This window comes from Parafrankia soli (assembly GCF_001854695.1).
GTDB lineage: Bacteria > Actinomycetota > Actinomycetes > Frankiales > Frankiaceae > Parafrankia > Parafrankia soli.
Genome location: NZ_MAXA01000250.1, coordinates 1 through 22,353 on the forward strand (window position 1 = coordinate 1; position 22,353 = coordinate 22,353).

19 protein-coding genes are annotated in these 22,353 nt (G+C 71.1%); 10 read left to right on the forward strand and 9 right to left on the reverse strand.

The annotated features are described in order from the left end of the window. Nucleotides 1-281: 281 nt before the first annotated feature. The 6 genes from BBK14_RS28255 to BBK14_RS28280 form a co-directional block, all read right to left on the reverse strand. Nucleotides 282-1,223, reverse strand: coding sequence for an SDR family NAD(P)-dependent oxidoreductase (locus tag BBK14_RS28255; RefSeq protein WP_020461231.1), 942 nt, complete (start codon nucleotides 1,221-1,223; stop codon nucleotides 282-284). A gap of 42 nt (nucleotides 1,224-1,265) precedes the next feature. Further along, on the reverse strand, nucleotides 1,266-3,092 hold the full coding sequence (locus BBK14_RS28260) for a flavin-containing monooxygenase (protein WP_071066248.1): 1,827 nt from the start codon (nucleotides 3,090-3,092) through the stop codon (nucleotides 1,266-1,268). A 76-nt stretch (nucleotides 3,093-3,168) separates the two neighbouring features. After that, nucleotides 3,169-4,551, reverse strand: coding sequence for an aromatic ring-hydroxylating oxygenase subunit alpha (locus BBK14_RS28265; protein WP_071066249.1), 1,383 nt, complete (start codon nucleotides 4,549-4,551; stop codon nucleotides 3,169-3,171). A 100-nt stretch (nucleotides 4,552-4,651) separates the two neighbouring features. After that, on the reverse strand, nucleotides 4,652-5,497 hold the full coding sequence (locus tag BBK14_RS28270; protein WP_071066250.1) for an SDR family NAD(P)-dependent oxidoreductase: 846 nt from the start codon (nucleotides 5,495-5,497) through the stop codon (nucleotides 4,652-4,654). A gap of 7 nt (nucleotides 5,498-5,504) precedes the next feature. Next, nucleotides 5,505-7,100 (reverse strand): SMP-30/gluconolactonase/LRE family protein, encoded by a 1,596-nt coding sequence (locus BBK14_RS28275; protein ID WP_071066251.1) that lies wholly within the window; start codon nucleotides 7,098-7,100, stop codon nucleotides 5,505-5,507. 119 nt (nucleotides 7,101-7,219) lie between these two features. Then, a complete protein-coding gene (locus tag BBK14_RS28280; protein WP_373693861.1) occupies nucleotides 7,220-8,530 on the reverse strand; it encodes a cytochrome P450 in 1,311 nt (436 codons plus the stop codon). Between the two features lie 230 nt (nucleotides 8,531-8,760). Between BBK14_RS28280 and BBK14_RS28285 the strand changes: the two genes are divergently transcribed. From BBK14_RS28285 to BBK14_RS28315, 7 genes are all read left to right on the forward strand, one after another. Beyond that, nucleotides 8,761-9,321 carry a TetR/AcrR family transcriptional regulator gene (locus BBK14_RS28285; protein WP_071066252.1) on the forward strand — a complete coding sequence of 187 codons (561 nt, stop codon included), beginning with the start codon at nucleotides 8,761-8,763 and terminating at the stop codon, nucleotides 9,319-9,321. A gap of 233 nt (nucleotides 9,322-9,554) precedes the next feature. Beyond that, nucleotides 9,555-10,691, forward strand: a complete 1,137-nt coding sequence (locus tag BBK14_RS28290; RefSeq protein WP_071066253.1) for an acyl-CoA dehydrogenase family protein — start codon at nucleotides 9,555-9,557, stop codon at nucleotides 10,689-10,691. Further along, nucleotides 10,688-12,001 (forward strand): acyl-CoA dehydrogenase family protein, encoded by a 1,314-nt coding sequence (locus BBK14_RS28295; protein ID WP_116430166.1) that lies wholly within the window; start codon nucleotides 10,688-10,690, stop codon nucleotides 11,999-12,001. The genes BBK14_RS28290 and BBK14_RS28295 overlap by 4 nt, the downstream gene beginning before the upstream one ends. Before the next feature lie 12 nt (nucleotides 12,002-12,013). After that, complete coding sequence (locus BBK14_RS28300) at nucleotides 12,014-13,198, forward strand: amidohydrolase family protein (RefSeq protein WP_071066254.1); 1,185 nt, start codon at nucleotides 12,014-12,016, stop codon at nucleotides 13,196-13,198. Between the two features lie 23 nt (nucleotides 13,199-13,221). Further along, the gene (locus tag BBK14_RS28305) at nucleotides 13,222-14,082 is read left to right on the forward strand and encodes an SDR family NAD(P)-dependent oxidoreductase (protein WP_071066255.1); all 861 of its coding nucleotides are present in this window, start codon (nucleotides 13,222-13,224) and stop codon (nucleotides 14,080-14,082) included. Between the two features lie 172 nt (nucleotides 14,083-14,254). After that, nucleotides 14,255-14,812 carry a nuclear transport factor 2 family protein gene (locus BBK14_RS28310; RefSeq protein WP_071066256.1) on the forward strand — a complete coding sequence of 186 codons (558 nt, stop codon included), beginning with the start codon at nucleotides 14,255-14,257 and terminating at the stop codon, nucleotides 14,810-14,812. Between the two features lie 54 nt (nucleotides 14,813-14,866). After that, nucleotides 14,867-15,406, forward strand: a complete 540-nt coding sequence (locus tag BBK14_RS28315; RefSeq protein WP_071066257.1) for a nuclear transport factor 2 family protein — start codon at nucleotides 14,867-14,869, stop codon at nucleotides 15,404-15,406. Here the strand turns inward: BBK14_RS28315 and BBK14_RS28320 are convergent. Continuing rightward, nucleotides 15,378-15,800, reverse strand: coding sequence for a PPOX class F420-dependent oxidoreductase (locus BBK14_RS28320; protein WP_071066285.1), 423 nt, complete (start codon nucleotides 15,798-15,800; stop codon nucleotides 15,378-15,380). The genes BBK14_RS28315 and BBK14_RS28320 overlap by 29 nt on opposite strands. 143 nt (nucleotides 15,801-15,943) lie before the next feature. Then, nucleotides 15,944-17,203, reverse strand: coding sequence for an aromatic ring-hydroxylating oxygenase subunit alpha (locus tag BBK14_RS28325; protein WP_071066258.1), 1,260 nt, complete (start codon nucleotides 17,201-17,203; stop codon nucleotides 15,944-15,946). 243 nt (nucleotides 17,204-17,446) lie between these two features. Here BBK14_RS28325 and BBK14_RS28330 point away from each other — a divergent pair, with 243 nt between their 5' ends. Both BBK14_RS28330 and BBK14_RS28335 read left to right on the forward strand, forming a co-directional pair. Beyond that, the gene (locus BBK14_RS28330; protein ID WP_071066259.1) at nucleotides 17,447-19,090 is read left to right on the forward strand and encodes an aldo/keto reductase; all 1,644 of its coding nucleotides are present in this window, start codon (nucleotides 17,447-17,449) and stop codon (nucleotides 19,088-19,090) included. 249 nt (nucleotides 19,091-19,339) lie between these two features. Further along, nucleotides 19,340-19,696, forward strand: coding sequence for a group I truncated hemoglobin (locus tag BBK14_RS28335; RefSeq protein ID WP_071066286.1), 357 nt, complete (start codon nucleotides 19,340-19,342; stop codon nucleotides 19,694-19,696). A gap of 132 nt (nucleotides 19,697-19,828) precedes the next feature. Here the strand turns inward: BBK14_RS28335 and BBK14_RS28340 are convergent, their stop codons facing one another. Beyond that, on the reverse strand, nucleotides 19,829-20,416 hold the full coding sequence (locus BBK14_RS28340) for a TetR/AcrR family transcriptional regulator (protein WP_083391306.1): 588 nt from the start codon (nucleotides 20,414-20,416) through the stop codon (nucleotides 19,829-19,831). Nucleotides 20,417-21,010: 594 nt separating this feature from the next. Between BBK14_RS28340 and BBK14_RS28345 the strand changes: the two genes are divergently transcribed. Continuing rightward, entirely contained in the window at nucleotides 21,011-22,255 is a 1,245-nt protein-coding gene (locus BBK14_RS28345) for a hypothetical protein (RefSeq protein WP_071066261.1), read from the forward strand. Nucleotides 22,256-22,353 lie beyond the last annotated feature (98 nt).

Here is a 22,353-nt window from a genome sequence, read left to right on the forward strand (position 1 = left end):
TGGTGTGGTGAGACCACGGTCCAGCCGCGTTCCTCGGCGAGGTGGAACATGTGCACGAAGTTCGGGTCGGGAATACCGAAGATCGTCTTGATTCCCTCGGCTTCGAACAACTGGAGGATGCGCTCGTAGACTTTTACCGCCATTGGTAGTCAGGGAACGCCGGTACCGGCCCGCGGTACGGTTTCCCATCCCCCTTCCGATCCGGGTGTGCGCTGGTCCGTGTCTGCGGTGCTGCGTCAGTGCGGTGCTGCGGTGCGGGTGGTGCGGTGTCGGTGCGGTGGTCAGGACGCGTTCGCGGCGCCCTTCGCGGCCATCGCGAAACTGTTGACGATGTGGTCGACGTGCGCCGAGGGCACGACCGGCAGGATCCAGGGGTCGCTCGTGTCGCGGATGGTCTCGAGCTGCTCCCCGACCTGCTCGACCGTCCAGGACGGCTGGTACACGCCCGGGGTCTCGGCGATGAAGACGCGGGCCACCCGGCCGGCGATCGAGGTCAGCATCTCCCCGGTGATCGAGCAGGACTCGTGCGCGAGCCAGCCCACGGTGGGGGCCACCAGCTCCGGCCCCATCGGCGGGTAGGCCGAGGTGTCGATCCCCTCCGCCATCCGCGTGATCGCGGCGGGGACGATGATGTTGCTCTTCACGCCCGACGCGGCCCCTTCGAGGGCGGCCACGTTCGACAGCCCGATCATGCCGGCCTTGGACACGCCGTAGTTGACGACCCCGGCGTTGCCGTACAGCCCGCCGATGGACGAGGTCAGCACGATCCGGCCGTACCCCGCCGCGACCATCAGCGGGAACGCGGCCCGCACGACGTGGAACGCCCCGCGCAGGTGGACGTCCAGGACGGCGTCGAAGTCCTCGTACGTCATCTCCGCCAGCGGCGCCGGGCGGTGCGTCCCGGCGTTGTGGATGAGGATGTCGATCCGGCCGAAGCTGTCGATCGCCGTGCCGATGATCGCCTGGCCGCCCTCGGCCGTGGCCACCGAGTCGGTGGAGGCGACGGCCTCGCCGCCGGCGGCGACGATCTCCTGGACGACCTGCTCGGCGGGGCCGGTGTCGAGGCCCTCCCCGCTCATGCTGCCGCCCGGGTCGTTGACGACGACCTTGGCGCCCAGCGAGCCGAGCAGCAGGGCGTAGGCGCGCCCCAGACCCCGGCCGGCACCGGTGATCACGGCGACCCGGCCGTCGAACCGGGCTGCGGGCAGTGTGGCCTCAGACATTCAATGGTCCTCTCGCGACATGGGTGAGCAGGCGGGTGGTCGTCATTTGCCGAGGACGAGCCCCGCCATATCGCCTGAGTCGCGCCACTCCTGCAGCAGCTCGCCGAAGGCGTAGAAGCCGGCCCAGTAGGGGTCGCCGAGGACCGACCGGATCTGCTGCTCGCCCTCGTTGTTGTAGTAGCCGGGCGTGCACTCCCGCGCGAAGTTGGTGTTGTCGATCTCCGCGGCCCGGACCGCCGCGACCCACCCCTCCTGCGCGTCGAAGGTGGGTTCGACGGTCACCGCGCCACGGGCGAGGGTCTCGGAGATGATGTGGGCGATGTGCACGGCCTGCTGCTCGAACATCGCCGGCACGGCCGCCGTGACGCCGCCCTGGATGTAGCCGGTGAAGAACTGGTTCGGGAAGCCGTGCGTCATGATCCCGTGCAGGGTGCGGTACCCGTCGACCCAGTGCTCGTAGAGCGACCGGCCCTCGCGGCCGGCGTACGGGTGGATCGCGAGCCGGCGGTCGAGGTCACTGGTGATCTCGAAGCCACTGGCGAACACGATGCAGTCGACCTCGTACTCGACGCCGTGCGCGACGATGCCCTTCGCGGTGATCCGCTCGACGCCCTTGGTCTCCGCCACGTCGATGAGGGTGACGTTGGGGCGGTTGAAGGTCGGCAGGTACAGGTCGTTGAAGCACGGCCGCTTGCACAGGAACCGGTAGTACGGCTTCAGCGCCTCGGCGGTCGCCGGATCCTCGACGATCGCGTCGATCCGCTGCCGCAGCCGCTCCATCACCTGGTAGTCGACGAGCTCGCGCAGCTCCATGAACTTCGCCGGGTCCGCCAGCGCCGCCCAGCCGTTGGTGGCGTCCAGCTGCGCCTGCAGGTTACGGCTGATCTCGGTCCAGCCGTCGCAGATCAGGTCCGGCTGTCCCGGCGCGAACGCCTCATAGGCCGCGGCGTGGAAGTTGCGCCGCCGCTCCTCCTGCCAGCCCGGCTGCAACGTGCTGGCCCACTCGGGGTCGGTCGGGACGTCGCCGCGCTCGTCGATCGAGGAGGCGGTGCGCTGGAACACGTACAGGTGCTCGGCGGCCTGCGCGATGTGCGGGATGACCTGCACACCGCTGGCGCCGGTCCCGATCACCGCGACCTTCTTGCCGGCGAGCTTGTCCAGCCCGCCGTGCAGGTCGCCGCCGGAGTACTCGTAGTCCCACCGGGCGGTGTGGATCGTGTGGCCCTCGAAGTCGGCGATGCCGGGGATGCCGGGCAGCTTCGGCCTGTTGAAGGGCCCCTGGCACATCACCACGAACCGGGCGCTGATCTCGTCGCCCCGGTTTGTGGTGATCTTCCAGCGTTTCGTCTGCTCGTCCCACTCCTGCGAGCGGACCAGCGTGCTGAACACCGCGTGCTCGTACAGGCCGAAGTGCTTCCCGATGCGCTGGGCGTGCTCCAGACACTCGTCGCCCCGGGCGTACTTCTCCTTCGGGATGTAACCGACCTCTTCGAGCAGCGGGAGGTAGCAGTAGCTGTCGGTGTCGCACTGGATTCCGGGATACCGGTTCCAGTACCACACGCCGCCGAAGTCGCCCGCCAGATCGATGATCCGGAAGTCGGTGACACCCTGCTGCTGAAGCCGCGCCGCGGCCACCAGGCCCGCCCAGCCACCACCTAAGATCGCCACGTCGATGTCCTCGACGATCGGCGTCCGGGGGACGACCGGTGTGTACGGGTCGGCCTCGTAGAACTCCTCGAAGTCGCCCTCGGTCACCACGTACTGCTTCTGGCCCTCACGGCGCAGGCGCTTGTCCCGCTCTCCCAGATACTTCGTCCGGAGCGCGTCATGGTCGACCTCGGGCGTCTCGGTCGGGGCACAGTTCTGCATGCACATTCCTCGGATCTGGGCTGGTGCTCGGGTCACTCGTCAGGCGCCGCGGAGGGATTCGCGGGAGAGGCTGGGTCTAGGCGAGCTTGTGAGGCTCGCCGGTACCCATGTACTTGGCCAGGTTGTGGTGCAGGTTCACGACGCTGCGCTCGCGGTACGGATTGGGCTTCGGCCCGGAGAAACCGCCCGACTTCATGCCCTGCTGCACGGCCGACATGTTCGCGAAGTCCTGCGGCAGCACCGTGCGCCAGCCCGGGTCCTCCGGCGGCGTGAACTCCCACTTGGTCTCCGGCTCACCGCCGGCCGGGTAGAGCTCGTAGACGGCGGCCTCGAAGATGCACTTGTCGGGGTCGTAGCCGTAGGGCCGGGCGCTGTAGCAGAGCATGTTGTTCAGCGCGTGCCCGATCTGGAAGTTCGGGAAGATCTGCCAGGCGGTGCCGCTCTTCGCGACGATCTCCGGGGGGACCGTCGGCCACACCACGCCGCGGGCGGCGTCGTCCCGGCGGGCCGAGGCCAGCCAGTGCTGGAGCACCTCGCCCGGAGGCGTGCCCTCCGGCAGCTCGTCGGTCAGCCGCTGGGCGGCGTCGACGAGGGTCCGGGTGGTGTTGGTGTTCGCGTTCTCCCAGGTGAAGTTCTGCAGCTCGATCGTCGACAGCCGGGCGTCCGGGCCGCTGCCGATCCGCAGCTTCGCCTGGTTCTCCTCCATGCCCTTCGGCGCGTCGTACCCGATGTTGCTGTGCCGGCCCTGCGCCCGCGCCCAGCCCAGGAAGTTCCCGAAGTTCATGAACTCCGGGTGGGTGTACGGCACGTGGTAGGTCTCCATGAAGGCCTCGAGGGCGACCTTCCAGTTGCAGTCGAAGACCAGCCACTTCCGCCACCGGTAGCGCATGTTCTCCAGCTGGAACGGGTCGAGCAGCGACGCCGCCGGCTCCAGGTACTGCCGCAGCGGCTCGGCGTCCGGGTCCAGGTTCACCCAGATCCAGCCGCCCCAGGTGTCGACCTGGACGTCCTTGAGCCCGGCCTTCTCGTCGGTCAGACCGCACGGCCAGTCCTCGCGCTCGGCCGCGAACGTGTTCTCGCCGTCGAGGTTGTACCGCCACCCATGGAAGCCGCAGACGAACTGCCGCAGCTGGCCGCGGGCGTCGTGAGCCCCCTGCGGGGTGTCCACGAGCCGGCGGCCCCGGTGCGAGCAGACGTTGTGGTACGCCCGGATCCGGTCCGGCGCCGAGCGCACCACGACGAGCGAGTCGTCGAGGATCTCGTAGGTCAGGAAGTCACCGACCCGCGGAATCTCCTCGACCCGGCCGACCTGCTGCCAGACCTTCCGCCACAGCTTGTCCCGTTCGGCCCGGGCGTACTCCGGGGAGAGGTACGCCTCCACCCCGATCTCGAGCGGTTCCGACAGCGGCTCGACCGGCGTGGAAACTGTTTCCTGGATGTTGTCGAGAGTCTCGCTCATGACATTCTCCAACCCGTGTCACGGGGTAATCGGGTTCGGGTGTGGCTTAGGTCCGGGATTTGGCAGGAAACAAAAAGATTCGCTTCGGCGCTTCAGCGCGTCAGCGTAGGAGGGACGCGCGGAACTCCTCGTCCTTCAGGAACAGCGACGTGTTGTCGGCACCCAGGTGGGTCCACCTGAGGTTCAGGCCGCCGTCCACGAGAATCGTCTGCCCCGTGATGTACGAGGACAGGTCCGAAAGGAGGAAGAGAATCGCTCCGGCCTGTTCCTCCGGGCGGCCGCGGCGGCCCGCGGCGATGGCGCGGCGGTCGCGGTCGGCGTCGGCGTCCACGTACGCACCCGACGACGGGGTCGCGGTCACACCGGGAGCCACGGCGTTCACCCGGATGTCGGCCGCGGCGAGCTCGACGGCCAGCGTGCGCGTCGCCGCCACCACCCCCGCCTTGGCCGTGCCGTAGGCGACGTGGAACGGCGCCGTGTTCATGCCGCTGATCGAGGAGACCGACACGATCGACCCGGGGCGGCCCTGCGACTTGAGCTCGGCGGCGACCGCCTGACTCATGAAGAACATCGTCTCGAGGTTCTGGGTGAACAGCGCGCGCCAGTCCTCCCGGGTCACCCGGGTCGCCGCCATCCACGTCGCAGGGGCGGCACCTCCGGCGACGTTGACCAGCCCGTACAGGTCGCCGTCCGTCCGCGAGGCCGCGTTCAGCACCGTCGCGATGCCCTCGTCGGTCGAGGCGTCCGCCGCGACCGGCACGATCGGCAGCCCCTCCTTCACCAGCGGCCCGATGTGCGTGTCGAGGTTCTCCTGGGAACGGCTCACCGCGAGCACGGTCGCCCCGGCGCGCGCCACGGCGCTCGCCACCGAGGTCCCGATGCCGCCGCCGCCCGCGCCGGAGACGACGACGATGCGCCCGTCCAGGTTGAGGAAGTCGTTCGCCATGGTCGCCTCAGCCCTCCCACCGCAGGGCGAGCACGCTGCCCTCGGCGTCAGCAGATAGGTAGAGCGTGCCGTCCGGTCCGGCGGCGATGCCCGCGAACGGGCCCTGCGGCCCGGAGAAGGGCGGCAGCCCGCGCAGCGGCTTGGGCGTCACGCCGGGCGGGGCGCCCACCGGGAGGTCACGGGCGATGGTCTGCCGGGCCCCGGTGCCGAGGTCGACGCTGATCAGCTGCTTCGTGCCGGCGTCGACGATGAGGAGCTGGCCGCCGCGCACGAGGATTCCCTGCGGCTGCTCCAGGCCGTCGACCACCGTGTCGACACGGAAGCCGGAGATCGTGACGACCCGCCCGGCGCCCGACTCGGAGACGAAGAGCGTGCCGTCCGCGCCGAACGCGACACCCAGCGGATCGTTCAGCCCGGACGCCAGCTCCTCGACCCGTCCGGAGCGGATGGAGAGCACGCGGCCCTTGCCGAGCTCCGCGGCCACGATGTCGCCGCCCGGGGCGACCGCCACGCCGTAGAGCTGGTCGAGCTCGTCGGCCAGCACCTCGCTCTCCGCGCTCGCCGGCCGGTAGCGCGTGACCTGCCCACCCGAGGTGGTGACGATGAACTCGCCCGCGCCGACGGCGGTGACCCCGCGGACGAAGCCCGGGTAGCCCGGACTGAAGAGCATGCCGAGCGTCTCCGGCCGGCCCCCGGGGCGCAGGCGGTAGAAGTACGTCCCGTCGGCGATGTAGAGGTCGCCGTCCTCGCCGACGGTCAGGTCCAGCGGCCAGTTCAGCCCGCCCGGCAGCGTCTCCCGGGTCGCCCCGCCGCCGAGGATCTCGGTGATCTGCCCGGTGAAGTTCGAGACGAACAGCCGGTCGCCGACGAAGGTGCAGTTGTCCAGGCCAGGCGTGAGGGCGGCCAGCACGGTGCGCTCGCCGTTGCGCGGGTTGATCCGCAGCACCTCGCCGGAGGCGACCTGGGTGGAGACGATGAAGCCCTCGGGGTCGAACTTCAGCGAGTCCGGGACGCCGAGATCCCCCACGACCCGCTGCGGCTCGCCGCCCTCCGGGTCGATCCGCCAGATGTCGTTCGTCCCCATCACCGGGTAGTACAGGAGGCCGTCGGGGCCGACCTCCATGGCGTTGGGCATCGCCAGGTCCTCGAGCAGCACGCGGGGCTCGCCGCCGTTGAGGTCGAGCTCCATCAGGCGACCGCCGACCCGGCACTCGTTGACGAACAGCCGACCCTGGTGGACGGTGATGCCGTTCACGCTCGGGAGATCGTCGCGCAGCACCCGGGTGGTGCCGTCGGCGCCGCGCACGCTCACCCGGCCGTCCATGACCTCGGTGGCGTAGAGGTCGCCCTGCGGGCCGAAGGCCACGTCGTCGGGGGCGATGATCGCGCCGCCCTTCGCGCTGATGGTCTCCAGCTGGCCGGTCTCGACGTCGAGTGCGCTGATCTGGCTGCCGGTCACCTGCGCCACGTAGACGCGGCCGTCCGGGCCGGTGCGTAATCCGTTCGCGCCGAAAAGTCTGCTCGGCGACGTGAGCCGGTCCAGGCTCCATCCTTCGGCGAGGCCGATGGATGCGGCGCTGTAGCGCGCCCCTTGCGACAACATGGTGACGGACTCCCGAACCTCGTCGTTGAGATGAAGAATTTCGGCTACCGGCCCGCGCGGGATGTCGACTCACGCCGCGGGCCGGTCTCACCGGGACCGGTTCTCACCGGGGAGGGCCATTACCGGGAGTCGGACGCCGCCGGCGTGAACTCGAGCTGCAGGTGGGTCAGGCCGCGCAGGATGAACGTCGGGAGGTACTGGTAGTTGCGGGCGCCCGCGGGACCGTGCACGCGCTCGGAGATCCGGATGTCGGCCGTGCGGTCGAGCAGCCGCTCGATTCCCGCCCGGGCCTCGGCCCGGGCCAGCGGCGCACCGGGGCAGCTGTGGATGCCGCGCCCGAACGCGATGTGCTGACGTGCGTTGGGGCGGGCGACGTCGAGCGTGTCCGGGTCGGCGAAGCGGCGGGGGTCGCGGTTCGCGGCCCCGTTCACGACCATCACCGTGGTGCCGGCGGGGATGTCGACCCCCCCGACCGTGGTCGGCACCCGGGCCAGCCGGAAGTCGCCCTTGACCGGGCTCTCCAGCCGCAGCGTCTCCTCGATGAAGTTCGGGATCCGGTCGCGCTCGGCGCGCAGCAGGCGCTGCAGGCCGGGATTGTCGGCGATCAGCTTCGCCGCGGTGCTGACCAGCCGGACGGTGGTCTCCTGGCCGGCGGAGAACAGGTTCGCGGCCACCCGCACGACGTCGATGACCTCGGGGGTGGAGCCGTCCGGGAACGTCGCGGTGGCCAGCCCGGTGAGGACGTCGTCGCGGGGCTCCCGGCGACGGGCCTCGATGTAGGTCGTGAAGCGGTCGTAGAGGAACTGCAGCGGGGAGTGCTCCATCGAGTGGTCGCCGGTGCTGCCCACGCCGCCGCCCTCGGCCGGCCGGTGCTGCAGCCGGTCGGTGAACTCCTCGTGGTCCTCCTCGGGCACGCCGAGCAGGTCGGCGATGACGAGCAGCGCGAAGGGGCCGGCGAACCCGCGGATGAACTCGCCCTCGCCGCTGGCGAGGTAGTCGTCCAGCAGCCGGTCGGCGAGCCGCCAGATGAACTCCTCGTTCTCCTTGAGCCGCTTCGGCGTGATCAGCCGCATCAGCAGCGCGCGGTGATCGGTGTGCATCGGCGGGTCGAACGTAGGGAGCTGGTCGCTCATCGGCAGCTCGGCACGGTGCCGCTCGATCAGCTCGGAGATGTCGTCGCCCTCGAGGCCCTCGAGCGGGACCGGGAATCCGGGAAACGGCCCGGTTACCGAGGTACACGACGAGAATCTGTCGGAGTCGTGGAACACCGAGACGGCTTCCTCGTAGCCCGTCACCATCACCACGCCGTGGTGCGGCTCGCGGCGGACCGGACACTGCTCCCGCAGCGCGTGGAAATAGGGATAAGGGTCCGCGACGAGCTCGTCACCCCGGAAGAAGTCGATCGCCTCGATGTTCTTCACCGTCTGCACCGCATCCCTTCGACACCGCTGTGCGCGTGTCCCGCTGGCCCTGAAGCGAATGACCCGTTGTCCGCAGCGTTCGGCGCCATTCCCCGCCACGGTCCGACGCCTGGTCCGCCCTGCGCCCCGAATCGCCTTACCCGCGATCGGACCGGTCCTGCGAACTAGGCCGCTACGATACGGACCGGCGGTCCACATCGGCAAGAGGTCCGAGCACATCGGCGCGAGGAGGTGCAGCGGTGGCCGGGTCCGAGCGCGCCGACGCCGCCCGCAACCGGGCGGCGATCCTCGCGGCGGCGGCGGACCTGTTCGACCGCGACGGCGCCGAGCAGGTGTCGATGAACGACATCGCCCGGGCCGCGGGGGTCGGCAAGGGCACCCTGTTCCGCCGCTTCGGCGACCGCACCGCGCTGATCGAGGCCGTCCTGTACCCGCGGGTCGCCGCGATGCTGACCCTCGTCGAGCAGGGGCCTCCCCCGCTCGGCCCCGGCGGGGAGCCGGTGGCCGCGCTGCACGCCTACCTCGACTCGCTGCTCGACTTCGTCTGGACGAACCGCACCCTCATCCGCGCGCTCGAACACCACGGGCCGTACGCCTACTACGCCAACCCGTCCAGCCAGTACTGGATCAGCGAGCTCGCCCGGCGCCTCAACGCCGTGCGCCCGGGTGAGAACACCGACTACCTGACGCACGTCCTGTTCACCGCGCTGCGGGCCGACGTTATCGACTACCTGGTCTCCGGCCGCCGGATGGACCCCGACCGCGTCCGCGCCGGCCTGCACCGCCTCGCCGGCAGCTGACCGCCGACGTCAGCCCGCGGCGCCCGAATCATGCCCGAACCACCCTCTTGCGTATGTGGACCGCCGGTCCGTATCGTGACGGCCTAGTCCGCCGGACCGGTCCTGAACCACGGGCGCGCACCCCACGGTGTGCACCGCCCCGTGCGGCCGCGGTCGGACGGGAGCCCACGCGGCGCGACCCGAGCCGCGGCAGGCGTCGGGCAAGGGAGCCGAATGACGCGAGGTGACGGATCGTGCTGCTGGAGTTGAGTCCCGACCAGGAGGTCCTCAGGGAGGCGACCGCGAGATACCTCGCGGACCGGGTCCCGGCCGAGGCGGTCCGCCGCCTGCGCCACGACCCCGCCGGCTTCGAGGCCGACTACTGGCAGGGCGGAGCCGAGCTGGGGTGGACGTCCCTGCTGGTCGGTGAGGAGCAGGGCGGCGGGTCGATCAGCGGGTCCGCCCTGGTCGACCTGACGCTGGTCGCCCACGAGTTCGGCCTGCGCGCCGCGCCCGGGCCGCTGGCCGCCACCAACGTCGTCGCCGCCGCGCTGGGCGCGGCGGGCCCGGCGCATTCCGAGGTCCTGGCCGACATCCTGTCGGGTGCCACGGTGGCGGCGTGGTGCCTCGGCGGGCCGCCGCCGCTGGACCGGCTCGACAGCGTCGGCCTCGCCCTGCGGGTCGACGGCGACGACCTCGTCCTCGACGGGGTGAGCCGCCCGGTCGAGTCGGCCGCCCAGGCCGGGCACCTGCTCGTCGCCGCCCGCGGCGAGGAGGGGCTCACCCAGCTGCTGGTGCCCGCGGCCACGCCCGGGGTGACGGTGGAGCCGCTGCGCACGGTCGACCTGACCCGGCGCTTCTTCGCCGTCCGGATGGACGGCGTCCGGGTGCCGCGCGCCGCCGTCGTCGGCGAGGTCGGCGCGGCGGCCGACCAGATCGAGCGCCAGCTCCAGCGCGCGATCGTGATCCTCAACGCCGAGACCGTCGGCGCGATGCAGGCCGCCTTCGACATGACCGTCCGCTGGGCCTTCGAGCGTTACTCCTTCGGCCGGCCCCTCGCGTCCTACCAGGCGCTCAAGCACCGTTTCGCCGACATGAAGACCTGGCTGGAAGGCGCGCACGCCGTCAACGACAGCGCCGCGGCGGCCGTCGACGCCGGCTCACCCGACGCCGGGGAGCTGGTGAGCGCGGCGAAGTCCTTCATCGGCGACTACGGGACGGAGCTGCTGCAGGACTGCGTCCAGCTGCACGGCGGGATCGGCGTGACCTATGAGCACGACCTGCACCTGTACCTGCGCCGCGTCACCGTGAACCGGGCGCTGTGCGGCACGCCGGCCGAGCACCGCCAGCGCGTCGCCGCCGTCGTCGAGCACCTCAAGGAGCGGGCATGACGTCCGACATCAGCACCGGCACCGGCTCGGCCGCCGGCGCGGCGAACGCGGAAGCCACGGAGAGCGTCGCGGACTTCCGCCGGCGGGCGCGGACGTGGATCCGCGCCAACCTGCGCCCCCTCGAGCACAACGAGGGCGCCGGCGTCATGCGGGCGGACACGACGGACGAGGAGGAGCTCGCCGCCGTAGCCCGCGAGCGGCAGATCCAGCGGATGCTGTTCGACGCCGGCCTCGCCGGCATCTGCTTCCCGCGCGAGTACGGCGGTCAGGGCCTGTCGCCGGAGCACCAGCGCGCGTTCAACGAGGAGATCACCGGCTTCGAGTACCCGGGCCGGCTGCAGGCGCCGACGTTCTCGCCGTGCGCCGCGGTGCTCCTCGAGTTCGGCACCCCGGAGCAGAAGGAGCGCCACCTCCCCGCCATCATCAAGGGCGAGGAGATCTGGATGCAGTTCCTCTCCGAGCCGAGCAGCGGCTCGGACGTCGCCGGCGCGCTGACCACCGCCGTGCGCGAGGGCGACGACTGGATCCTCAACGGCTCGAAGATCTGGACGACCGGGGCCTGGTGGTCGGACTGGGCGCTCTGCCTGGCCCGCACGAACTGGGACGTCCCGAAGCACCGCGGGCTCACCGTGTTCATCATGCCGCTGCGCCAGCCCGGCATCGACGTCCAGCGCATCGAGATGCTCAACGGCAACAAGGAGTTCTGCCAGGAGTTCATCACCGACGTCCGGGTCCCCGACACCGACCGCATCGGCGACGTCGACAACGGTTGGACCGTCGGCACTCGGTGGATGTTCCACGAGCGGATGCTGCACAACTCCCCGTTCGTCACCGTCCCCGCCGGCTGGTCCTACGGCGGCGTCGACGCCACCGTCCTGGTGGACGTCGCCCGCGACGCCGGCCGCCTCGACGAGCCGCGGGTACGGGACCTCATCGGCGAGGGCCGGGTGCTCGACCTGGTCCGCGAGTCGCTGCAGGGCCGGATCGGCCGCGGCGTCGTCTCCCGCCGGATGCCCGACCAGTCGGCCGCCATCGGGCGCCTGTTCGCCGGCATCGCCTCCACCCGCGTCACCAGCATGGCGTACGACATCGCCGGCTCGGCGGGCGCGGCCTGGAGCGCCGAGGACGGCGCGGTCGCCGAGTGCGGGAACGACTTCCTCCTGCGCCAGACCACCTGCATCGGCGGCGGGACCACCGAGATGGCCCGCAACGTGATCAGCGAGCGTGTCCTCGGCATGCCCCGCGAGCCCGCCCTCGACCGTGACCGTGCCTTCCGCGACGTCCCCCGCGGGGGATCCGGCCGCTCCTGACCAGGAGGTGTGATGCCCACCCACGACATTCCGGTGTTCGACGCCGACAACCACCTGTACGAGACCCAGGACGCACTCACCAAGTTCCTGCCGGCGCGCTACCGGGGCGCGATCGACTACGTCGACGTGCACGGCCGGACGAAGATCGTCGTGCGCGGGCAGATCAGCCAGTACATCCCGAACCCGACCTTCGAGGTCGTCGCCCGCCCGGGGGCGCAGGAGGACTACTACCGGCACGGCAACCCCGAGGGGAAGACGTACCGGGAGATCTTCGGCAAGCCGGTGCGGTCCATCGACGCCTGGCGGGAGCCGGCCGCGCGCATCAAGGTCATGGACGAGCAGGGGCTCGACCGCACCCTGATGTTCCCCACGCTCGCCAGCCTGATCGAGGAGCGGATGCGCGACGACGCGGACCTCGTCCACGCCGTCATCCACTCGCTCAACGAGTGGCTGTACGAGACCTGGCAGTTCAACTACCAGGACCGGATCTTCACCACGCCTGTGATCACCCTGCCGATCGTGGAGAAGGCCGTCGCGGAACTCGAGTGGGTCCTCGAGCGGGGCGCCCGGGTCATCCTCGTCCGGCCGGYGCCCGTGCCGGGCCTGCGCGGGCCGCGCTCGTTCGGCCTGCCGGAGTTCGACCCGTTCTGGGCCCGCGTGCAGGAGGCCGACATCCTCGTCGCACTGCACTCGTCCGACAGCGGGTACGCCCGCTACAGCGGCGAGTGGCTGGGCGCCAACCGCGAGATGCTGCCGTTCCAGCCGAACCCGTTCCAGATGCTGCAGGCCTGGCGGCCGGTCGAGGACGCGGTCTCGGCGCTCGTCTGCCACGGCGCGCTCTCCCGCTTCCCCCGGCTGAAGGTGGCCGTCGTCGAGAACGGGATGAGCTGGGTCGCCCCGCTGATGGACGCCATGAAGAACCTGTACAAGAAGATGCCGCACGACTTTCCCGAGAACCCGCTCGACGTGATCCGGCGCAACGTCTACGTCAGCCCGTTCTGGGAGGAGGACCTCGGCGCGCTGACCAAGGTCCTCGGTGAGGACCACGTGCTGTTCGGGTCCGACTATCCGCATCCGGAGGGGCTGGCGAACCCGGTCAGCTACATCGACGAGCTCGCCCACCTGCCGGAACCGCTCGTGCGCAAGCTCATGGGCGGCAACCTCGCCCAGCTCATGAAGGTGCCGGCCGCGGTCTGAGCAGCAACGAACTGGGAGTTCGCATGGGTTTACTTTCGGGCCGGGTCGCCGTCGTCACCGGCGCCAGCCGGGGCATCGGGAAGGGCATCGCGCTCGCGCTCRCCGACGAGGGCGCGACGGTCTACGTCACCGGGCGGACGGTGTCCCCCGGCTCGCATCCGCTTCCCGGCACGGTCGGGGAGACCGCGGCGGAGGTGGACCGCCGGGGCGGCCAGGGCATCGCCGTGCAGGTCGACCACGGGGACGACGACCAGGTCGCCGCGCTGTTCGAGCAGGTCGAGCGCGAGCAGGGCCGGCTGGACATCCTGGTCAACAACGCCTTCTCCCTGCCCGAGGACCTGACGGAGCCGAACCCGTTCTGGGAGAAGCCGCTGTCGAACTGGGAGATGGTCGACGTCGGGGTGCGGTCGAACTTCGTCGCCGCCTGGCACGCGGCGCGGCTCATGGTTCCGCGCCGGGCCGGCCTCATCGTGGCGATCTCCGGCTACGTGGGAGTGACCTACACCTACGGCGTCGTCTTCGGCACCTGCAAGTCCGCGGTCGACCGCATGGCCAGGGACATGGCCGTCGAGCTCAAGCCGCACAACATCGCGTCGATCTCGCTGTGGCAGGGCCTCACCTTCACCGAGCGGGCCGAGCGCAACATCTCGCTGAACCCCACGATGAAGGAGCAGCTCGTCACCAACCCGACGATCGGCTGCTCGCCGGAGTTCCCCGGCCGCGTCATCGCGGCGCTCGTCCAGGACACGGACCTGATGCGGCACTCCGGGGGCACCTTCATCACCGCCGAGCTGGCCCAGGAGTACGGCGTCACCGACCTCGACGGGAAGGTCATCCCGTCACTGCGGGCCCAGCGTGGCGCCCCGCTCTGGTCCCCCGTCTAGCGGCCCGCGAACCGCCGGCGCCCCTGGACCAGAGGCGCGGTCCCCAACCAGCGGCGTTCCCTGAACCAGCTACGCCGCACACAGCATCGCAGAGCGCACGCCACCACACCCACGACCCGCATCTCCACCCCCGGCGTCGACGCCGACGTCGGCACAGCAACCGCGAGGAACGATGAGCCAGCCCATCACCGCCGAGAAGCTCGCCCGGCTCGAACGACTGCTCGAGCGGCAGGACATCCACGACACCCTGACCCGGTTCAGCCGGGGCATGGACCGGTTCGACCGCGAGCTCTTCCTCTCCGCCTTCCATCCCGACGCCGTCATCGCCGCCGGTCCGTTCGTCGGCGGCCCGGTCGAGCTGTACGACTGGGCGTCCGCCGGGCATGAGCAGGGCCAGGTGGCCACCCACCACAACCTGCTCAACGTCACCATCGACATCGACGGCGACACCGCGCACACCGAGACGTACTACCTGTTCGTCGGGCGCAACCGTGACGACTCCAACTGGATCGCCGGTGGCCGCTACATCGACCGGCTGGAACGGCGCGCGGGTGAATGGCGGATCGCGCTGCGCACCAACGCCATCGAGTGGTCGGGCCTGGTGCCCACCATGGACATCCCGTTCTCCGACGTGCCGGACATCCACCTCGACGGCGCTCCCGCCCGCGGCAAGGAGGACCCCTCCTACCGGCGGCCGTTGATCAACACCCGCAAGCCGCAGATTCCCTAGCCCGGGGCGGCCACCGCCCGTTCCACCCCCAGCCGACCACGAGGTGAGCCGGATATGACTATCAGCGCCGACGACCTGAGTTTCGTCCTCGACCGGGAACAGATCCGCGACGTCCTCGCCCGGCTGGCCAGGGGCGAGGACCGGCGCGACGCGGACCTGATCAGCGGGGCGTACTGGCCGGACGCGACCGACGACCACGGCATCTTCCGCGGCACGTTCAAGGAGTACCTGGCGTGGGTCGTGCCCGGCGCGCCCTCGATTCCCGTCACCCTGCACACGCTGGGCCAGACCCTGATCGACGTCACGGGTGACACCGCGGTGGCCGAGACCCACGTCACCTCCTATCACCGGATCGACTTCGGTGAGCAGGAGCATGACGTCGTGATCGGCGGCCGTTACGTCGACCGGCTGGAGAAGCGGGACGGGGAGTGGCGCATCGCGCACCGCACCATGCTCTACGACTGGTTCCGGGATTTCGGGCAGTCGGTGGACTGGTCGCAGGGGGTCATGGGCACCCCGTTCCTCGCCGACCACTACGTGGGCAGCGCGAACGGCGACCACAGCGTCACGTTGTTCCAGCAGAAATCCGACTGACCCCGCGCGCCCGCAGTGCCGCCCCGTCCGGATCGACACCCCAGCTGATGATCCGGACGGGGTGGATGCGTATGACCTCGCGGCTGAGATGGCGCTGCGGCGGGTCCTGATCGGTCAGCGCCTCCGCCGTTCCCCGGATCTCCACGCCGCGCACCCGCCACGGGTCGACGGAGGCGATGTCGTCGACGACGAGGGACACCACGCCGGTGGCCGCGACGTTGCGGAACTTCCGGCTGGCGCCCAGGTCGTACCCGTGGATGTCGATCGTGCCGGTCGCCTCGTTGAGGCGGAAGGCGACCGGGGAGTTCTGCGGCGCGCCGCCCGGGGCGACGGTCGCCAGCCGGCCGAGCCGCTGACTGGCCAGATACGCACGTTCGGTCTCGGTGAAGTCCATGCCGCCAGCCTCCGACATGAAGTGGACTTCAGGTCAAGGGGGCGGCGGCGGACCCGGCGGAGCCGGACCGGGTCGGCACCAGGCCAGACGCGCCCTACGGGGCAGCGCCCAACAGAGCAGCGCCCGGCCGCCGGCGTGCGGTGCTACCCCTGGTACCCGGCGACGTAGTCGCCCGCGGTCTTGTGGAGGTGCCGGATGGCGATCTCCTGGTCGTTGAGCGGGAACCGCGAGACGGCGCGGGACTCGAGCATGGTCTGCGTGGCCTCGAGCGTGTTGCAGTCCTGCAGCGCGAACTCCTTGAAGGTGACCGCGGCAAGCTCCTGCCGGATGCGGTCCTGCGCGGTCCGGGCCGGCACGAAGTACAGCGTGCCCTCGAAGATGTGCTGGTTGTACGCCGTCGGCCAGTAGTGGTAGGTGAGGTACCAGCCCGGCGCCCACACCACGATCATGAAGTTCGGGAAGAAGACGTAGGAGTCCAGGCCCCACGCCGGGTGGCCGGCCGGGTTGACCCCTGACGGCAGCGGGTTCAGGCCCTCGATGTCGGGGCGGTCCCACGGCCCGAAGTTGCCGCTGCGCAGGACCCGCTCGATCGGCTTCACCATGTTGAGGTCCTTGGGCGGCGACATCCCGCCCCACGCAGACTGCATCGAGTGCGGACCGTCGATGTCGTAGTGCAGTGACTCGTAGCCGTAGCCCAGCAGCTTGCGTGACTCGTCGCCCACGTACTGCTTCGCGTGCAGGACGGGCGCGTGGTAGAACTCCGCGAACGCGTCGATGTAGAGCTTSCAGTTGCTCCCGACCTCGGCCCGGTACTTGTAGACCTCGGTCATCTCGCCGAAGGGATAGCCCTGCAGTCCCTTCGCGAAGCGGCCCAGGTACTCGGCCAGCGGGGTCGTGCCCTCGCTGTCGAGGTTGACGAAGATGAAGCCCTCCCACAGCTCACAGCGCACCGGTACCAGACCGAGCTGCGACCTGTCGAGGTCGAAGAACTCCGACTCCTGCTGGACGAACGTGCAGGAGCCGTCGAGCCCGTAACGCCAGGCGTGGTACTTGCAGGTGAACTGCCGTGCCGTGCCGTGCGTCTCCTCCTGGGGGAAGTCGTTCCACACCAGCTTGTTGCCGCGATGCCGGCAGACGTTGTGGAACGCGCGGACCTCGCCTTCGGCGTCGCGGACGAGGATCAGCGACGCGCGCGCGGCGCTGATCTCCTTCGTGAAGTAGTTGCCGGTCCGCGGGATCTGCTCGACCCGGCCGACGTTGAGCCAGGTCCGCCCGAAGATCGCCTTGCGCTCCAGCTCATAGTGCTCGGGCGAGATCGAGTCCTCGAACGAGACGAACCCGGTACCGAGGTCCGGGTAGTGCTCGGTCCAGCTGCCCTCCGCGGGCTTCGGGAAGTGCGCCATCCGTCTACCTCCGAGCCGATGCACGTACGAGCCACGTGGCTACGGGCCGCCGCGAACTCCGAAACGATCCATCCGCGTGCTGTTTCTCCAGCCGCGTGAGAATGAACCATACGAGCCCGTATGGTTTTGGTCAACAGCCGGCGGCGACAGGCCGACCAGGACCATGCCTGCCTCCCGTGAGGGCGCCCGGACGGCGCCGCCGTCGACCTTGACCAGAATCCGACGCATCCGTAGCTTTAGCGGATGGAGTCCAGGGCGGGTGGCGAGCGTTCACGGGCCGGGCGCCCGACGGCGACGGAGGCAGCCAGGCTGACCGAGCGGCTCCGGCGGGCCGCCGTCGACACGTTCCTGGAGTCGGGCTACGACGGCACCACGATGGAGGCCGTCGCGCAGGCCGCGGGAATCACCAAGAGCACCCTGTATGCCCGCTATCCCGACAAGCGAACTCTGTTCATCGCGGTGAGCTCGTGGGCGCTCACCCGCCAGGAGCGCGACGAGCGCGTCCTCGAACCGCTGCCCGACGACCTCGCCGAGAGCCTGACCGTGATCGCGCGGGCGATCCTGGCCCGCTCGGTCGACCCCGACATCGTCCGCCTGAGCCGGATGGCGATCGCCGAGTCCGCGCGCTTCCCCGAGTTCGCGGCGAGCTCGCAGGCCGTCACCTGGTCACCGCGGGTGCAACTGATCATTGATCTGCTACGCAGGCACGAGAGCGCGGGCACCGTGGTCGTCGGGGACGTCGACCTCGCCGCCGAGCAGTTCTTCGCCATGGTCGGCGCGATGCCGGCGTGGCTGGCCGCCTACGGCATCTACCGGACCCCCGAGGTCGAGGAGGAGCACCTCCACCACGCGGTGAGCCTCTTCCTCAACGGCGTCCTGGCCAGGCCGGAGACCATGCCGGACCCGCACCCGACCGAGGCCACCAGGCCCGCCGAGGCCGCCGAGGCCGCCAGGCCCGCCGGGGAGGGACCGGCCGTCCCGCGTGCGAGCTGGCCGATGGAGTACCGGCGGCTCGGCCGCAGCGGGCTGAACGTCTCGCGGCTCGCGCTGGGAGTCGCGGCTCTCGGCGCCGGGCCCGCGGGCCATGACGAGCGGGCCGCGATCGGCGTCATCCACCGCTTCCTCGACGCCGGCGGCAGCCTCCTCGACACCACCGCCGCGGGCGACATCGGCCGGGGCGGCACGGACCCGGACGGCGCCGCGGCGGAACTCTGCGGCCGTGCCGTTCGGGACAGGCGCTCGAGCGTCGTCCTGGCCTCGAGCGTCGGGCGGCCGAGCGGGCAGGGCCCCCACGACGGCGGGAACAGCCGCCGTCACATCCGGGCCGCCTGCGAGGCGACCCTCCGCCGGCTCCGGACGGACTATCTCGACCTCCTCCAACTCGACGCCGACGACCCGACGACCCCACTGGAGGAGACGATCGACGCGCTGGACGACCTGGTGCGCGCCGGGAAGGTCCTCTACGTCGGCGTCGCCAACCTGCACGTCTACCGGGTGATGAAGGCGCTGTCGGTCAGCGACCGGCTCGGCCGGGCCCGTTTCATCTCGTTCCGCGGCCCGTACGGCCTGCTCTCGCGGGAGCTCGAACACGAGCACCTCCCGCTGCTCGCGGAGGAAGGCCTCGGCCTGATCAGCACGAGCTCACTCCGCTCCCACGGGCACGGGCACGGGCACGCCACCGTCGCCGCCACGGAGGCCACGGCGGCGGAGCTCGGGTGCACGACCACGCAGCTGTCGCTGGCCTGGCAACTGACGAGACCCGTCACCTCGATCACGCTCGACGTCGCCTCCGCGGCCCAGCTGGACGAGCACCTCGCGGCCCTGGGCATCGAGATCCCCACCGAGATCGCGGCAGCACTGGAACAGGTCTCCCGTCCCCAGGGGTGACGGTCCGCGGCCGGCGCGCCGCCCGGCCGACAGCGGCGCGGCGGCTTCGCCTGCTGATACGCGTGGCCGTGAGGAGCCGGGCGGCCCCCGACCGCGTGCCGTCCGTCGCTCTCGCGTCGACATTCGGCTCTTTCGAACGCGTTACCTGCGCGATTTAGTGGACGTGTCGGAAATGTACCAATGCGGCCCATGGAAACGCACGTGGTCACCGACCTCGGCTGGGCCCATCCTGCGAAAGCGAGACCTCTGATGAGTATCTACGACGCTATCGGTGGTGCGAGCGCCGTGCAGGCCGCGGTCGACGAGTTCTACGTCCGGGTGACGGCCGACCCCGAGCTCGCGCCCTTCTTCGCCGGCAAGGACATCCCGCGTCTCAAGGCGCACCAGCAGGCGTTCATCTCCGCGGCGATCGGCGGGCCCGAGGTCTACCAGGGCGGAGCGATCGCCTCGGTGCACTCCGGCCTCCGGATCACCGACGCCAACTTCGACGCCGTGGTGGACCACCTGGTCTCGGCGCTGAGCGGCCTCGGCGTCCCGGCGGAGACCACCGGCCAGATCGGAGCGGCGCTCGCGCCCCTGCGTGCCGACATCGTCACGGCGAAGTAGCGCCCACCGGCGCCGGGCCGTCCCAACAGGGCCGTCCCATCGGATGGGGCTCGGGGCCGTGCGCCGCCCGGCTGGTGAGGCCGACCAGCGCGGCCGGGCACGGCCCCGAGCGGCTCGGGCCGCGGCGCGGGCTCAGACGGCGACGAGTCTGTGCAGACCGGCGCGGACCTGCGACAGCGGCATCCCGCGCGCCGAGACCAGGTAGTCGACGGCGTTGGCCCGCAGCGCGGGGAACAGCACGTGCGCCAGGTATTCGGCGTCGGCGTCGGCGTCACCGCCGGGACGGGTGGCGGACAGCCGCCGCGCCAGCTCGCCGATCCAGAACTCGCTGAGTGGGCTGGTGTAGTAGGTCTCCAGGCTGTCATCCTCCAGGGTGCGGATGAGGGCCCGGTTGGTCCAGACGAACTCGAGCAGGGCGTCGAGGTAGGCGTTCAGGGCGTCGACGGGCTCGCCGCCGGGGCCGAGCGGCGCAGGCCCCTCCTCGACCCGCTCCCGCAGCGCGGCGGCGCGGGGGGCCAGCACCGCGTGGATCAGCGCCGCGCGGTCACCGACGCGGCTCAGCACCGTGGACCTGCCGACGCCGGCGGCCTCGGCGATGTTCTCCATCGAGACCGCCTCGACCCCGCCCCGCTCGAACAGGATGGCGGCCGCCGCCACGATCGCCGCCCGGCCGCAGGCGGTGTCCGATCTTTCCGGAGCCACTGCTCTTTCGAGAGCCACGGCGCTCCTCCCCTTACGGAGGCGGACTGACGGTCCGTATCGTAACAGCATTCCGGACCGACGGTCCGTTTCTGCTGGTCGACAACACCCGCGGGCACCCGGCCTCCTGACCGGCGGGCACAGCAACGGCGAGATCGGACCGTGCGGGGGCGGCGGTTCGGCGGGGCGCGCTCGCCGGTGCGCGGCCCCGAAAGCGGCTGGCACGTGGCATCGACATCAGCATCGGCACGCACCGCGGCAGCTGTCGGCCGTCAATCCTCCCGTTCATCCGCCATGAAAATGCGGACACTTACGGAAGGTAGGTCAGACGATGCGCCGTACAACTCGATTACTCGTCACATCCGTCGCTTGCTGTGCGGCCATTCTTCTCGGGGTCTGCGGCGGCGACGGCGACGGCGACTCCGCCCCGGCCGCCCGGCTCCGCCCTCACTCTTCGTGGCTGCCGGTGCCCATCCGGCGCGGTGGGTGGCGCCGCTCGGTGGTGGCCCTGCGCCACCGTGTAGAAATGCGCGGTCTGCCGGGAGAGTCCCGGTGTGCGCGTCCTGTGCCCCGCGAGCGGTCGCACGGGCGGCCGAGGGTCGGGAACCGGGGGCCATGCCGGACTCATCCGCTTTCGATGTGCTGATCGGGCTGGCGCTGCTCTTCGCCGTGTTCAGCCTCGCCGTGTCCCGGATCAACGAGGCTGTGCTCGCCCTGTTCCGCTACCGGGGACGCCAGCTCGAGGCCGAGCTGCGGCGGCTGCTCGGCGCCCGGCCAGCCGGCGCCCCCGACGGCGACCCTGAGGACGGCCCCGACGGCGGCAACCCGCCGGACGTCGCCGCCGAACTGCTGGACGGCCCGCTGCTCACCACCCGTGCCACCGGCCGCAACGCCACCCCGCCGGCCATGGCGGACCACCCGCCCGTCTCCGGGGCCCTGGCCGCGGTGCGCCGGGCACGCAGCCTGCGGCTGCCGTCGTACGTGCCGTCGACCGCCTTCGCCCAGGCGCTCCTCGACCGGGTCGACCCGCCCGCCCGGGCCATGCTGTCCCAGCTCCGCCCGGAGACCCTGCCCGACCATGTCACCGACGAGGCCCGGGCCGCCTACCGGCGCGCCTACGACGAAGCCCGACACGCCCTCGACGAGCGGACCGCCCAGGCGCTGTACGCCGCGATGCCCGCGGACCACCCGGCCGGGCGGGTGATGGCGGCCGCGCTCGTCGCCGCCACCGGCTCCGGCGCGGTCGGGACCATCGAGGACGGGCTCGCCTCGCTCCCCCCCTCGCCAGCGAAGGACGCCCTGATCGCGGCGACCGTCCAGGCCGCCGGGGACCGCGAGAAGATCGTCACCGAGCTGGCCCGCTGGTACGACGATGCCATGGACCGCCTCTCCGGCTGGTACCGGCGGCGTATCGCCATCTTCCTGCTCTGCTACGCGATCCTGCTGGCCGTCCCGTTCAACCTCGACGCGATCGGGCTGGCCCGGGCGTTCTGGCAGGACGGGACGGTACGCCAGGCCGCGGTGGCGGCCGCCCAGGTCGAGGTGACCTCCGGCGGCGCGGCGGCACCCGACCAGCCCGAGCCCGACCAGCCTACGGCCGGCGAGGCGGCGGAGCAGGCGGTCCAGGCCGTGCGGGACGCCTCCGGACTCGCCGTCCCGATCGGCTGGGTGCACAACTCGGAGGAGCGGGACGACCCGCGGGAGGTCCCCGACTCTGTCGGCGGCTGGCTGCTGAAGATCGCCGGCCTCGCGATCGGCTGCTTCGCGCTCACCGCCGGCGCCCCGTTCTGGTTCGACCTGCTCGGACGGCTGGTCAACATGCGCGCCACCGGGCCCAAGCCCCGGGCCACCAACGGCTGACACGGGCCGGAGCCGGCGAGAGGGGCGGCCCCCCGGCCGGTTCACCGCCGGCGATCAGCTGACCGCCGGCTTCGGCACCGCCCGCATTCTCGGGTAAG